The sequence below is a fragment of the Vibrio tarriae genome, assembly GCF_002216685.1.
Classification (GTDB): domain Bacteria; phylum Pseudomonadota; class Gammaproteobacteria; order Enterobacterales; family Vibrionaceae; genus Vibrio; species Vibrio tarriae.
Window position 1 is genome coordinate 956,688 of sequence record NZ_CP022352.1, and the last position, 15,327, is coordinate 972,014.

A 15,327-nucleotide genomic window follows, 5' to 3' on the forward strand; every position below is an offset into this window, starting at 1 on the left:
ACCCTACTTTCCGCGTCACTAATTGGGTTAGGCGACCAGTTCTTCCTGTTGCGCCAAATTCAGTAGTCGGCACACGTTAATGTGACCAACCCCTTCTACAGACTCCAATTGAGTCACGAGAATGGACGATATTTTTTTCTCTTGCGCAGATTTGCGCAGCAATTGGATCAATTGAGTAGCAATATCACCTTGCTTGTCTAAATGCTGGAAGTACGTTGGTGTGACACCACGCAAAATGGAGAGCTTACGCAGCAGAGCTGGCTTGTCAGACACTGCCCAAATGGTGGCTTGGCTTTGACAGCGTGACATCAAAAGCGGCGTTTCACCTTGCTCAGTCACAATCGCTACACCGAGATCTTTATTCACTTTGGATGCTGAAATCATCGATGACAGAGCGAAGCTTTTGCCCGCATCGTTGCACAGATGCTGTAGCGCATCCCAACAATTTTGCGCGCAGTGAGTTTCGTGCTCAACCCCTTGGGCGATACGCACCATGGCTTGTACTGCTTCAACGGGGTAACGTCCCGCGGCTGATTCCGCAGAAAGCATGATCGCGTCAGTACCATCAATCACCGCATTCGCCACGTCTAACACTTCTGCACGTGTTGGCAATGGGTTTTCGATCATGGATTCCATCATTTGTGTCGCGGTGATCACAGGTTTACCTAAGTGTTTGGAACGAGCGATCAACGCTTTTTGTACGCTTGGCAAACGAGCATCGCCAATCTCAACCCCTAAGTCACCACGAGCAACCATGATCACATCTGACGCGCGAATAACGCTGTCCATCGCTTCTTCAGTGGCTACCACTTCGGCACGCTCAACTTTCGCGACAATGTGTGCATGACAACCTGCTTGTACGGCGAGTTGGCGTGCGTATTCAATGTCTTCGGCATTACGTGGAAAAGACACGGCTAAGAAGTCTGCTTGCAGTTCAGCGGCGGTAATAATGTCGAGCTTGTCTTTCTCTGTCAGAGCAGGAGCCGATAGGCCACCACCGAGCAAGTTAATACCTTTACGGTTGGAAAGCTTGCCGCTATTCAGTGCAACAGTGTGTGCGATACGAGTTTGCGTATCGACCGCTGTCACTTCCAGTTGAATGCGACCATCATCCAGTAGCAGGATATTGCCCACTTTCAGGTCATCGATCAGCTCTGGGTAATCTAAACCCACGCGCTCTTGCGTACCAGCTTGACGATCTAAATTCCCATCCAGAATAAAAGTGTCGCCTGCAGCGAGTTGAATCGCGCCTTCTTCAAAACAAGCGATACGAATTTTAGGACCTTGTAAGTCAACTAATACACCCACGCTCACATTCAACTGTTGCGCGATGTCACGCACCATTTCCGCGCGGGCAATGTGTTCTTCAGCGCTGCCGTGAGAAAAGTTCAAGCGAACTACGTTCACGCCAGCTTGGATAAGTTGAGTCAGAGTTTCACGAGTTTGGCTAGCTGGGCCTAAAGTGGCCACGATTTTGGTTTTACACATATTGCAATTCCTATAACGACGCTCAACAAGAAAAATAAAAAAGAGAAAGTAAGCAGGAGCTAGGCTCCTGCTTGGCGTAGGTTAAGAGGCTGCTTGAGTTTTCAGAGGCTTGCCTTCTGCTTCGTCGATATCGACGACCTTCTTCGCATTCCACACTGTCAGCGCGAGCAGTACTGAAACCACACCTGCTGCTAGCCAGAAGTACTGAGCGTTACCGAAGTCGTAATGTTTTACGCCTTCAACTTCAGTCACTGTGATCAGTGATGCAGAGATCAGTTCTTGAGCAGAAGCGGCGATGTAAGAACATAGACCGATCAGACCTTTTACTGCACCTACTGCGTTTTTCGGCATCAGGTCACAAGCGATAAGACCTGCAAGGAATACTACCAGACCACCGATAGAGAAGCCGATCATGCTTAGTGCCACAGCGTCGATAACACGGTTATCTGGGCCGAAGAACATCAGGCACATACCCGCGACGTTAGTCAATCCGTACAGCAGGTTCGGGATGTTACGGTTACCGTTGAACACTTTGTCAGACAAGACACCAGACAAAATTGCACCCGCTAGACCCGCTGTTGGGTACATAGACATGGCAAAACCCGCGTCAATCAGTGAGTAGCCTTTTTGTTCTTGCAGGAACAGTACCGCCCAAGAAGACATTGCGTAGCGAGAGATGTACATCGCCGCACAAGCTAGAGCGATAAGCCATACTACTGGTTGCTTCAGGATGAACATTTGCGCACGACGAGTTTCTTTCGGGTCGTTGGCTTTTTTGATTTCAGTACCTTCGTCAAACGCTGTACCTGGATCTGGCATACCGTAAGTTTGTGGACGGTCTTTCAAAAGTTTAAACATGATGAGAGAAGCCACGACACCAGCGATACCTGCACCGATGAAGCCTGCGCGCCAGCCGAAATAGCTCACCAAGCTTGCGGTTAGGATCCAAGTGATACCTTCACCGATGTTACGTGAGCCACCCCAGATGGAGTAACGGCTACCACGTTGTCTTGGCGAGAACCATTGGTAGAGAGATACACATGATGGTGCAGAGCCGACCGACTGGAACCAACCGTTCAAACCCCATAGCAGAACGAAGAAGAACGCGACGGTGTTCATCCCCATGAAAATGGAGGCGATGCCAGACAGCAGCAGCGAGAACGACATAAAGCGGCCAATGTTGGCATAGTCAGACAGGAAGCCGTTCAAGAACTTACCAAATGCGTAAGTAAAGAAGAATGCTGAACCCATGATACCGAGTTCTTCGAGGGTTACGATACCTGCATCCAGCATCGGTTTTTTCACTACGCCGAGTGCCATACGTACAACGTAGAACATAGCGTAACCGAAAATCAGGCCAATAAAGACTTGCCACTGATAACTTTTGTAGCGTTTTTGCATTTCCGCTTTTGACATGCTGCTTAAAGGCAGGTCGGGGCGGGTTTTAAAGAAATTAAGCATAAGAGCTCTCCCTAGTTCACAAGATCAAACGGGCTGTTTGTCGGGAGGCATCATCATCCAAAGCAAATTTGCGCTCAAAGTCACCCTTTTGGGACAGAAATGACTCAATTGCACGGTATGAACGAGTCAAAAGTGGGAATTTACCCCTCGGTAGATAAGCAATTGCTGATAATATTAATGGCAATAGAGGTCAGAGTTGACCCAAATGCGCTGGCGACTTTTTTTGAACAATTGATAGAGATTTGAGTGAACGCACAAAATCTAGGGGTTTATCGAATGCAGCGATGGATTTTTGCTTTAATTTTGCCCAGTGTCCTACTGAGTTTTGGCATGTTGCCAACCGCGGCTCAAGCTGGTGAAAGGGAGTTGGTGATCCTCACGACTTTTTCACGTGAGCCCTTATTGCCATTAGTTGAGGAGTTCAGCCGTCGCTATCAAGGGATTGAAGTGCAAATTATTCACCGACGCGCTCAGTCCAGCGTGCAGCTGCTTAACAAGAGCTATATCCAGAACATTGATTTGGTGCTGAGCTCATCACCTTATTTGATGCAGCACTTAGCGGAGAGCGGCAAGCTGGTCACTTTGCCAGAGCCGATGCAAACTCCGGAATGGTTGAAGCCTTATGCACTGCCCATCACCGAACAGGTGGCGACGATTGGTTACTCAGGCGCGGGTTTAGTATGGAACCAAGATTACCTCAAAACCCATCAACTTCCCGAACCCAAACAATTTATTGACTTGGCTAAGCCTATCTATTTTGGTCATGTCACCATGAGTACGCCTTCACGTTCAGGTACAACGCAGATGATGGTGGAAAGTATTCTAGCCAAATATGGTTGGCAAAAAGGGTGGGAGATTTTGCTGCGAGTGGGTGCCAATTTGGCGACCGCGTCAGCCAGAAGTTTTGGGGTGAGTGACTATATTGCTAATGGTCAATTTGGTATCGGCCCGACCATCGACAGCTATGCCTTGATTTTAGGTCGTAAACTCGATTACGTGCAGTTTGCGTACGACGAGAGTTTTACCTTAATGCCAACCTATGTCGCGCAAGTCAGACAAAATCACAATGACCAATACGCCAAAGCCTTTATTGAACTTCTCATGTCTACCTCAGTACAAACCAACATGGAAGGGAACGATTTTGCAAAACACAGTCTCCAAGATAAATCGCTGTTTAATGAACAATTTACTCGTTTACCTATGGGCAGCATTATTCGCCGCGAAGAGTGCATTAACGCCTTATTCGATCTTGCGATTACTAAGCAACTGCCGCAGTTGAAAGATACCCTACTCGCGGTGCTTGAAGCGAAGGCGCAGTTTGCTCGGCGTCCTACTGTGTTGGACAAAATTGACCAGATAGAACAAACCGTCTTTGCTATGCCGATCACCGAACAAGAAGTTGATACACTGGCAACCCTACTTTCTCCAAGTTCAGAGCTAAATGAGGAACAACAAGCTGAACATGCCATGCTGCTTGCAGAAAAAGGGCATGAATGGCAATCGCGTTTGGCAAAACAGTTAGAGCAAGCCAATCAGCAATTGAAAATTTTGCTTGCTGAGGAAGCGCAATGAGCCTGACCACTCGCCATACTATCGGCGCAAGATTGCTGCTGGCGTTTGCATTAAGCACCTCTCTGCTCACTATCGTCAGCTTGGTGGCGTGGGGAACGTGGAGTCGGTTGGACTATCAAGTAGAAGAATTACTTAATCAGAGCGTGCCGAAATACAACACCAGCTATGTGCTTGAAACACGCAGTTCAGAGATCCGGCGTCGAATTCAACTGATCGTCAGCGCGACCAGCAAAGTTATATTGAACCAGCAATATCAACGTTTGCAGGACGATTTCGCCGCTATCCATTCGGCGTTAGCAAGTTTGCAGGAAACGGAAGAACAAGCGGCACTGCAACAGGGTTATACCGAACTTCAACAAACTACGTTGCATATTAATGATCTGGTTTCATCCCGTATTGACGTCAATCGCCGTTTAGCCCTATTTGCTGAACAGTTGGATTGGCTGCATCAAGATATTGGGATGGAGCTGTCACCAATGCGTCAAGAATTGCAGTGGCAATTAGAACGAGGTGGTGCTGCACAGCCGCAAGCTCAAGTGATGTTTCAAACCATCAATTTGATCCAAGCCATTCTGGATGGGGAGACACAAGCCTTTCTGTTTGTGGATGAGCTGCTTAGAGCCAAGCATCTCACCCAAGTGGATAACGGTATGCGTGTTTTGCAGTATCGGCTTGATGAATTAAACCGATTAAGCCAACCACTGTTTTCTCAGCCATCGTCAATCGCTTATCAACAATTGTTGGAAGAGTGGCGTGATGTCTTGCGCCTTGATGGTGATTTTCACCAAAGTTTGCGTGATATGGTGGTGCTGACTCAGCATTTGGATAGCACAAGTGAGCAGCTACAAACTCAGTTAAATCAGCAGCATATGTCTATTGCGGATTTGGTGGCGAACGCTGATGCACTGTTTGTGCAAGTCAAAAAACAGACCGCCCAATTGGTGAAAGAAGGCAACCGAGTGTTGTTGATCTGTTTTGGGCTTTCCATCGGCTTGAGCTTACTTCTGATGTACTATTTTGTGCATAAACGTATTGTCGGACGCTTACATCGATTAAGTGAAAGCCTAGATGCGATTATTCATAACGATCTTTCTCACCCGATCACTGTCGATGGTAAAGATGAAATCGGCATCTTGAGTGAACAACTGATCATGTATGGCAAAAAAGTGGAAGAGATGGAACGCACTAACGCGTTAAGTCTGATCAACAACACGCAGGCAAGCTTGATCACTTGTGATCTGCTCGGGCAAATTGAATCCGCCAACCCGAGTGCTATGGCGACGTTGCGGTTGGAATCGATTATCAAGCCGCTCACTTTATGGAGCTGCTTTTCTGAGCGTGTACAACTTAAAGTGAGCCAACTCTTTGATGAGCAGGGGCAGTTAGTACGTAAAGGCGCTGATAGTTTAACTCTGTCGCTTGGTAATCCTGAAAAGCCTTATTACTTACGCTTGTATCTACGGCGTTACAACCAAGGCCTGAACGACAAGATCATTGTGACCATTACGGATGTTACTGACCAAGAGCACGCCAATCGCTTATTGGAGCAACGCGTCAAAGAGAAAACCCAATCACTGCGTGAGAAAAACCGTCAGTTACAGGCGGAAGTGGAAGAACGCCAACGTGCAGAAGCGCACTTGAAAAAAACGCAAGGTGAATTGATTCAAGCTGCGAAAATGGCAGTAGTCGGGCAGACCATGACCAGCCTTGCTCATGAACTGAATCAGCCGTTGAGTGCGATGTCGACGTATCTGTTTTCCGCCCGATTGGCCCTAGAAGAAACGCCGCAAGCTCAACTTGCGGAATCGCTCGATCATATTGAAAGTTTAACTACGCGGATGGGGAAAATCGTCAATAGTCTGCGCCAATTTGCCCGCAAAAATAGCAGCGATGAATCTTTGCAGCCGATGCGCCTAAACAGCGTTGTTGAACAAGCATTCGTATTGGTGCACACCAAAGCCAAACGACAACAGGTTCAGCTTATTAACGAGTTATCCGATGATTTAACGGTTATGGCGGATGCGTTGAGTTTGGAGCAAGTATTAATCAATTTGATTGTTAACGGTTGTGATGCTTCAACCACCAGTGCACGGTCGTGGGTTAAACTGATTGAATTGGAAAACACGAGCAAAGGGATGCTGCGTATTGCAATAGTGGATAGTGGGCCGGGGTTTGAACACGATGTCGTAGACAAATTATTTACCCCATTTACCACCACCAAAGAGGTGGGATTGGGGCTCGGGCTGAGCATTTGCCAGTCGTTAGTTGAGAAGATGCAAGGCCGAATTGCACTGGCCTCCGATCTGGAAAAAGGTGCAATGGTAATTTTGGAGTTACAGCAAGATGAAAAGTACCGTACTACTGATTGATGACGATCAGGATGTGTTGGATTCGTATCTACATTTAATGTCGATTGCCGGTTTGACTGCTAAAGCAGTCATCGATCCAACCCAAGCGATGAACCACATCCAGCCAGACTGGAATGGTGTTGTGCTGCTTGATATGTATATGCCGCAGTTGCATGGTATGGAATTGCTCAAGCAGATCAAAGCCGTAGATGACAAAATCCCAATCATTGTGATCACGGGCCATGGTGATATTCCTATGGCGGTGGAAGCGGTGAAAATGGGCGCGTGTGATTTTCTTGAAAAACCGATCAATCCTCCGCAATTGCTCACACTGATCAAACAGCATCTTGAGCTGCGTCGCTCGTTCATCGAGCAAAAACTACTGCTATCACGTTCGGTGAAGCGCGAATTAGTCGGTAAATCGGCGCAAATGGAGCAAATCCGCTCCCATGTGGCGCAATATGCGCTGCTGAATCGCCATGTGGTGATTGTGGGAGAGTCAGGCTGTGGGCGGCACACCATTGCGTATCTTATCCATCAACTGACCATCAATAACGGCAACTTGCCCTTGGTTGAGTTAATCGCCTCAGCGAAAACAGAGTGGAGCATGGTTGAACCTAAGGTACAGGAAAGTGCTGGGGGAACCTTGTTGATTGACCATATTGAGTTGCTCTCAGAAGAAGTGCAGCGTAGTTTGGTGCAGAGCTTGCTCAATCAAGAGCGGCTCAATCGCCCAAGAACACGAGTGATTGCAGTGATTGATCAGCTTCCCGAACAGTTGATTGCACAAAACCAGCTTCTGCCAGAGCTTTACTACCTGCTTAATCAGGGGCAGATCGATGTGCCTTTGCTGCGCCAAAGACCGGATGACATCGCAGCGTTGTTTCACTATTTCTTAAAACAGAGCTGCTACAAATTGGGGAAACCCATGCCGAATGTCGAGCCACATTATCTCGCCTTGCTGCGCGCCCACCAATGGCCGGGGAATGTACGCGAATTGCGTAACGTGGCGGAATTGTACGCGATTGGCATTGTAAAACTGGCGGGCAAAGAGCGTATCTACAATCAAGAAGAGATGCTCTCGCCATTGGATGAGTTGGTGGATGACTACGAAAAACAAGTGATTGAAGATGCGCTGTTTTTATTCTCTGGCCGCGTGGCAGATGCCGCGAATTACCTGCAAGTGCCGCGCAAAAAGCTTTACTTGCGGATGAAAAAACACGGTCTAGAGAAAGATTCGTTTAAAGCCCGTGGTTAAGGGATCACGGATAAGGTGAGCAAACTCTGTGCGCTGTAATAACTAAACATTACCACATGCCGTGAAAACTGCGATGAGGAGCGGAATCGGTCAATGGCTAACACCATATCTGAGAGCATAAACATGGCCGCTCCCATCAGAGCGAGGCGTGAGGCATTGTTATTGTAGCTGAGCCAGTACTCGGTAGCGGCGCATGCCATCAATACGATGACTGCGATATAGCCTGCGACTGGGAATATCATTTTGCCAAGATTGGGCAGTAGCAATAAAAAGGCTATCACGCCCAACGCTGACCAAATGGCGAGTGGCCACCATGTAAAGGCGGTGATGGTGGTGCTAAAACCGAGCGTATAGGCGATGTGTGCCAAAAGAAATGCCAGCAAACCAGAGACAAATTTATCCTTTGGATGCATCAGTAATATGTCGCCAAGCGCTGAGAGCAAAAGGCCTGCGACGATCCACCACGCAAAATCGGATAATGGGTTAGGGGTGATCACAATCGACAAAGCCATCAGTAGGATCGGGGTGGGCTTCGAGAGATAGAACATCCAACGTGGACCGTGATCAATCGTGATTAATTGAACAACACAAAGAGCAATAATCAACAGCCACATAACTCTATCCGCAATAACGTGTCATAAAGAAACCCAAAAATATTCAGCACGTCATCCGTATTGGGTTGGCGTGCTGCAAGAGTGTAACAGGATTTACTGGCTAACGAATAGCGTGGCTTGGCTCAGATTTAATACAAGGCGTTTTCTAAGATCTTGCGTGACTCTTGCAAGTCAATCGAGCCTTGTTCACCCAGTTTATGCATACCGTGGGCTGTCAGTTGCTGCAATACCGCATCGACGGCGGCCTCTTTTGCCATGCCGTGTTCACCAAATCGAGTCGCCACATTCAGTTGGTGGTAAAAAGCTTCAATGGCAGCAATGGTTTTTTCCGTTAAATCGTCGGTTTGCGGTAGACCAAAGACATTTTTGCCCATCTGTTCGAGTTTGGCTTTTTTGTGCTCCAGTTGATTGCGTAGCAGCCAAGGTTGCACAATTGCTAACGAACGAGCGTGGTCGACATGCCATAACGCAGTGAGCTCATGACCGATCATATGCGTCGCCCAGTCCTGCGGTACGCCAGTGCCAATTAAGCCATTTAACGCTTGGTTAGCGGTCCACATTAAATTGGCTCGCCATGCGTCATTGTCTCGATTCGCAAAATCTGTGCCTAAGGCTAGCAGGTTGCGTAGCAGTACTTCGGCATAGCCTTCTTGCACCATGGCTTGAGTGGGGAGTGTCAAATACTGTTCACAAACATGAACCCAAGCATCGACTAAACCATTCACCAACTGGCGTTCTGGCAAGCTCTTCATCACATCAGGGTCAAGCACGGCAAAACGTGGCTGAACGGCGGGAGAGAGAAACGCCAATTTATCTTGAGTTTCTGCTTTGGTGATTACCGCTCCAGTATTGGATTCAGAGCCGGTAGCGGGCAGAGTCAAAATCGCGCCGATCGGTGTGGCTTGTTGCACTGTGTGTTGGCCGGTCAAAATATCCCAACCATCTCCTTCATAAAATGCCGCTGCGGCCACGTACTTCGAGCCATCGATGACCGAGCCACCGCCGACAGCAAGAATAAAGTCAATGTGTTGGTTTTTCACTATGTGCACCGCTTTATCCAGTGTTTCCTTGGTTGGATTAGGCTCAACACCGGAAAACTCAACCCATTGATGTTCGCTCAATGCTTCAACGACTTGATCATAAACACCATTACGCTTAATGGAACCACCACCATACAGCACTAACACTTTGTGATTTTTTGGAATATCCCGACGGATGCTGGCGATCTGCCCTATCCAAAGTGGATCATGGTTGGGTTGACGTAACTAAACTGCATCTGCTCACCTCATTAGTATGGTTTTTGGAGTAGCCGTGAATCGGAAAAACGAGCGGCCCAAGCTGCCGTTTGCCCACAATTTTATAGGCTGAATGCTATTACGCATCTTCCAGGCACAATAGGCCATTTTGCGAGGAAATTTTGTGTATTGTGCGATGAAATGACCACTTCAAGCTAAAGGATTGATAAAAGAGGAAGTCAAACTAATGATGTTTACTCTTTTGTAACAATAAGCATAGCTGTAGGCTTGCCTTCCCCATTAGGAAAAATTGTCATACAAAATTTGTTGAACCCCGTATTTTGTTCTGAAAATCGGGGCTTTTTTTTATAGTGAAAAATTAATGAGGAATTAGTTGTTGATGCAAAATAACTCCGTATAGGTTGCATAAAACAGACACTCATTTGCGAGTCATTATTAAAATTCACACTTTTCCGAGTGCCAAATTATCCCTCTATTCTAAAGTTGTTTTACGCAAGAATTTAAGTGAGCCGATTTCGACGTGGTTTATTTAATTATTGAAACAATAACTTGAGGGAAAACAACAATGCGTGTACTTGAAGGAAAGGCTGTGAAGAGTGTTTTTACGCTAAGCACTTTAACCGCTTCATGTTTAATGGCTTTCAGCAGCTATGCAGCAGTGGATTGCTCGACGTTAGCTGAATGGCAATCGTCTGCGGTTTACACTGGTGGTGCCAAAGTGCAGCACAAGGGCAATGCTTATCAGGCCAACTATTGGACACAAAATAATGATCCGGAAAAATTCTCAGGCAACTATGCTCAATGGAAACTTCTGGATTCGTGTGCTATATCTGGCGATACCAACCAAGCACCTAGTGTGACGTTAACTGCTCCGCTTGCTACTGCGCAGGTGAAAGCCGGAGATGTGGTTACACTCGCAGCAAATGCGTCCGATGCTGATGGTTCGGTTGCACGTGTTGAATTCTCGGTTGATGGTGTACTGGTTGGTCAAGCAACCAAAGCACCGTACACAACAAACTGGACTGCCACCAAAGGAACTCATGAATTTAGCGCAGTTGCGTTTGATGACAAAGGTGCTGTTAGCACCAAAAATGCTGTGACTCTGACTGTGACAGAAGCGACAGGACCGGTGAACCAAGCACCAACTGTGGCGGTTGCTCTCTCTGCGGCTAAGGTAGATGTAGGCACTGTTGTGACTCTGACCGCCGATGCCGCAGATTCTGATGGTTCAGTGGCGAAAGTGGATTTCTATGTTGGTGGTGCGCTGGTAGGCACATCGGCGAAAGCACCTTACACCCTCAATTACACGACAACCAAAGCGGGTTCACTAGCGGTTTACGCGCGTGCCACCGACAACTTGGGGGCAACGACTGATTCTGCATTGGCAACGTTGGTGGTGAATGGCATCGCACCAGTCGCAAGCTGTCGTCCTGATGGCTTGTACCAAACTGAAGGCGTACAAGTACCATACTGTACCGTTTACGATGAAGATGGCCGCGAGAAAATGGGAGTGGATCATCCACGTCGTGTGATTGGTTACTTTACCAGTTGGCGTTCAGGCGATGACCCGCAAGCCGCTTACTTGGTCAAAGACATTCCTTGGGAACAACTGACTCACATTAACTATGCGTTTGTCAGCATTGGTTCGGATGGCAAAGTGAATGTCGGTGATGTGAACGATCCAAATAACGCGGCTGTTGGTAAAGAGTGGCCAGGGGTTGAAATTGATCCAACACTAGGCTTTAAAGGCCACTTTGGTGCTCTAGCCACTTACAAACAAAAATACGGTGTGAAAACCCTGATCTCTATCGGCGGTTGGGCAGAAACTGGCGGCCATTTTGATGCGAACGGTAACCGTGTGGCTGATGGTGGCTTCTACACCATGACCACTAATGCTGATGGTTCCATCAACCACGCAGCGATTGAAAAATTTGCGGCATCTGCAGTTGAAATGATCCGTAAGTACAAATTTGATGGTGTGGATATCGATTACGAATACCCAACCTCCATGGCTGGGGCAGGAAACCCAGATGATAAAGCCTTTATGGAGCCACGTCGTGCTTACCTGTGGGCTTCTTACCAAGAGTTGATGCGGGTTCTGCGTGAAAAACTTGACCAAGCCTCTGCGCAGGATGGTCACCATTACATGTTAACGATCGCCGCGCCATCTTCTGGTTACTTACTACGTGGTATGGAAACCTTCGATGTCACCAAGTATCTCGACTACGTCAACATCATGTCTTATGACCTACATGGTGCATGGAACGATCACGTGGGTCACAACGCCGCGCTCTACGACACAGGCAAAGACTCTGAATTGGCACAGTGGAACGTTTACGGCACGGCACAATACGGCGGTATCGGTTACCTGAACACTGACTGGGCATACCATTACTTCCGTGGCTCAATGCCAGCGGGTCGTATCAACATTGGTGTGCCTTACTACACCCGTGGTTGGCAAGGTGTTACCGGTGGTGAAAATGGTCTGTGGGGCCGTGCAGCACTGCCGAACCAAAACCTCTGTGCACCAGGCACCGGTGAAGGGGAGAAAAACAACTGTGGTCACGGTGCAACGGGTGTTGATAACATGTGGCATGACGTTAACGCTGCGGGTGACGAAATGGGCGCAGGCTCTAACCCAATGTGGCATGCGAAGAACCTAGAAAAAGGTATTTGGGGTTCATACGCAGCCGCTTACAAGCTCGATCCAACTACCACACCGCTGATCGGTACTTATGTACGTAATTATGACAGTGTGGCCGTTGCTCCTTGGTTGTGGAACGCAGAGAAGAAAGTGTTCTTATCTACCGAAGATAAACAGTCTATTGATGTGAAAGCCGATTATGTTATCGACAAAGAGATTGGCGGTATCATGTTCTGGGAGTTGGCGGGTGACTATAGCTGTTACAACCTTGATGCCAACGGCAAACGTACTTCAGTGGATCCTACCGAGCAAGCGTGTACCACCGGTAAAGGTGAATACCACATGGGTAATACCATGACCAAAGCTATCTACGACAAGTTCAAAGTCGCCACGCCTTATGGTAACAAGGTAGCGACAGGAGCAATCCCTGCTGAAGCGGTGAATATTGCGGTGAAAGTCGGTGGCTTCAAAGTCGGTGACCAAAACTACCCAATCAATCCGAAGATTACCTTCACGAACAACACAGGTGTTGATATTCCAGGAGGAACGGAATTCCAATTCGATATTCCGGTTTCAGCGCCAGATAACGCGAAGGATCAATCGGGCGGCGGCTTGAAAGTGATTGCGTCGGGTCATACTCGTGCCAATAACATTGGCGGCTTAGACGGTACGATGCATCGCGTGGCGTTCTCTCTACCCGCTTGGAAATCACTTCCTGCAGGGGCAACCTATGAATTGGATATGGTTTACTACCTGCCAATTTCAGGCCCAGCGAACTACACAGTGAAGATCAACAATGTGGAATACGCTTTCAGCTTTGAGCAGCCGGATCTCCCTGTCGCCGATTTGACTGCAGGAGGTAATACCGGAGGCGATACTGGCGGTAACGCTGGCGGTGGCACAGGTGGTGGCTCAACGGGTGATGTCACCCAATGGGTTCCCGGCTCTACCCAAGTGAAAAATGGTGCAACTGTCATTTATAACGGCAAATGTTTTGTGGCTCAAAACAGCCCAGGTGTATGGGAATCACCGACACAATCTAACTGGTTCTGGAAAGACGTGACTTGCCCTCAGGCGTAAGTGACTGAATCCGAGCATCAAGAACCCCCGCATTGCGGGGGTTCTTCTTATTCTATCACTGACGAGTTTATGGTTCGTGATAGATGAGCCATAAAATGGCGCAGTGTCCCATCTTCTGGGAAAGCTACTCTGTCGAAAATTGATAACTTTCTGGTACAACGACAACACCTCGCTCTGAAATATGGAAGCGTTTTCTATCCTCGATAGGATTAAGGCCAATTTCGGTATAGGGCGGAATTTTTACGTGTTTATCGATAATGCAATGAATGAGCTTACACCCTTCACCCACTTCAACATCATCAAACAAAATACTGTCGACAATCAGCGCGGAATCATTGATGCGCACATTGGAAGAGATGATCGAATGTTGCACCGAACCGCCCGAGTTGATGACGCCGTTAGCGATGATCGAGTTGATAAAAATCCCTTCGTTACCCGTGGCAGATGAAACCGTTCTTGCAGGCGGGTACTGCTGCTCATAAGTGCGTATCGCCCAGTTTTTTTGATACAAATTCATGGGCGGAACAGGTTGTAATAAATCCATATTGGCATCATAGAAAGAGTCGATGGTTCCGACATCTCGCCAATAGCAATCACGTGCAACGCGGCCTTTACCTGAACAAAACGCATAAGCAAATACATTGCCAGTCGCGATCAATTTAGGAATGACATCTTTACCGAAATCGTGGCTGGATTGCTCAATTTCAGCATCTTCTGTTAATGCTTTTTTCAGCACATCCATATTAAAAATGTAAATCCCCATTGAAGCTAAACTGTGGTCTGGTTTATTGGGAATACAAGGGGGATCCGCGGGCTTTTCAACAAAGCAGGTAATGCGAGATTCGTCATCAATGGCCATCACACCAAACGCGGAGGCTTCATGTCGAGGCACCTGCATACAGGCAATGGTTAAGGTGGCATTTTTGCTGATGTGTTCTTCGAGCATAGCGGCATAATCCATGCGGTAGATGTGATCACCAGAAAGCACCACGACGTATTTTGCATCACTACGCGCAAGCAACCACATATTGTGAAACAACGCATCGGCTGTTCCTTCGTACCATTTTCCGCCTTTGCGCATTTGTGGCGGAACAACGGTAATGAACTCACCAAGCTCGGGATTGAAAATGGACCAGCCATTACGAAGATGTTTATGCAAGGAGTGCGATTTGTATTGAGTTAACACCAAGATGCGGCGTAACCCAGAATGCAGGCAATTGGTTAAGGTGAAATCGATAATCCGATATTTTCCACCAAAAGGCACAGCGGGCTTGGCTCTGTCATCCGTCAGCGGGGAAAGGCGTGAGCCCATTCCTCCAGCCAGAATCACAGCTAAAGTGTCCTGCATAAAGCGTCTCCATGAATCGATATGTGACTAGCCTCTTCCTTCTTGAAGCTGCAGTAATGTTGGCAATATTCATTTGTCCCAATTACATCGTCTGTTTATGCACATGGGGCTTCACTCACTTGCCGCCTAGCTGCAACTCCAAGTAGTTTGGGGATATTTGTAGTAAAACCAACCTATCAAGCGTAGTACAAGACGCGAAAGTTAGCGGAAGGCTTGCGAGCACAGGCTATGAGGCAGAGTGATAATCGGCACAGGCTG

At 47.7% G+C, this 15,327-nt stretch carries 8 protein-coding genes and 1 pseudogene; 4 read left to right on the forward strand and 5 right to left on the reverse strand.

The genetic code is table 11. The features are described from left to right. Nucleotides 1-27: 27 nt before the first annotated feature. Together pyk and CEQ48_RS04860 are read right to left on the reverse strand one after the other, a co-directional pair. On the reverse strand, nt 28-1,488 hold the full coding sequence (gene pyk / locus CEQ48_RS04855; protein WP_089070446.1) for a pyruvate kinase: 1,461 nt from the start codon (nt 1,486-1,488) through the stop codon (nt 28-30). Between the two features lie 81 nt (nt 1,489-1,569). Next, nucleotides 1,570-2,949 carry an MFS transporter gene (locus tag CEQ48_RS04860; RefSeq protein WP_089070447.1) on the reverse strand — a complete coding sequence of 460 codons (1,380 nt, stop codon included), beginning with the start codon at nt 2,947-2,949 and terminating at the stop codon, nt 1,570-1,572. A 276-nt stretch (nt 2,950-3,225) separates the two neighbouring features. Between CEQ48_RS04860 and CEQ48_RS04865 the strand changes: the two genes are divergently transcribed. Genes CEQ48_RS04865 through CEQ48_RS04875 form a run of 3 tightly spaced genes read left to right on the forward strand, consistent with a single transcriptional unit; the run spans nt 3,226 to nt 8,127 of the window. Further along, the gene (locus tag CEQ48_RS04865) at nt 3,226-4,521 is read left to right on the forward strand and encodes an ABC transporter substrate-binding protein (RefSeq protein ID WP_181710623.1); all 1,296 of its coding nucleotides are present in this window, start codon (nt 3,226-3,228) and stop codon (nt 4,519-4,521) included. Further along, nucleotides 4,518-6,890, forward strand: a complete 2,373-nt coding sequence (locus CEQ48_RS04870) for a sensor histidine kinase (protein ID WP_089070449.1) — start codon at nt 4,518-4,520, stop codon at nt 6,888-6,890. The genes CEQ48_RS04865 and CEQ48_RS04870 overlap by 4 nt, the downstream gene beginning before the upstream one ends. Further along, on the forward strand, nt 6,865-8,127 hold the full coding sequence (locus tag CEQ48_RS04875) for a sigma-54-dependent transcriptional regulator (RefSeq protein ID WP_089070450.1): 1,263 nt from the start codon (nt 6,865-6,867) through the stop codon (nt 8,125-8,127). Before CEQ48_RS04870 ends, CEQ48_RS04875 begins: the two co-directional genes overlap by 26 nt. On the opposite strand, the gene CEQ48_RS04880 is transcribed toward CEQ48_RS04875, so the two are convergent. Together CEQ48_RS04880 and CEQ48_RS04885 are read right to left on the reverse strand one after the other, a co-directional pair. Continuing rightward, nucleotides 8,124-8,741, reverse strand: coding sequence for a lysoplasmalogenase (locus CEQ48_RS04880; protein ID WP_198301091.1), 618 nt, complete (start codon nt 8,739-8,741; stop codon nt 8,124-8,126). The two genes, CEQ48_RS04875 and CEQ48_RS04880, sit on opposite strands and share 4 nt — an antisense overlap. Before the next feature lie 128 nt (nt 8,742-8,869). Continuing rightward, nucleotides 8,870-10,017 (reverse strand): annotated as a pseudogene (locus tag CEQ48_RS04885) (iron-containing alcohol dehydrogenase). Nucleotides 10,018-10,562: 545 nt separating this feature from the next. Here CEQ48_RS04885 and CEQ48_RS04890 point away from each other — a divergent pair. Further along, nucleotides 10,563-13,721 (forward strand): chitinase C-terminal domain-containing protein, encoded by a 3,159-nt coding sequence (locus tag CEQ48_RS04890; RefSeq protein WP_089070452.1) that lies wholly within the window; start codon nt 10,563-10,565, stop codon nt 13,719-13,721. 124 nt (nt 13,722-13,845) lie between these two features. Here the strand turns inward: CEQ48_RS04890 and glgC are convergent, their stop codons facing one another. Next, nucleotides 13,846-15,069, reverse strand: a complete 1,224-nt coding sequence (gene glgC / locus CEQ48_RS04895) for a glucose-1-phosphate adenylyltransferase (protein ID WP_089070453.1) — start codon at nt 15,067-15,069, stop codon at nt 13,846-13,848. Nucleotides 15,070-15,327 lie beyond the last annotated feature (258 nt).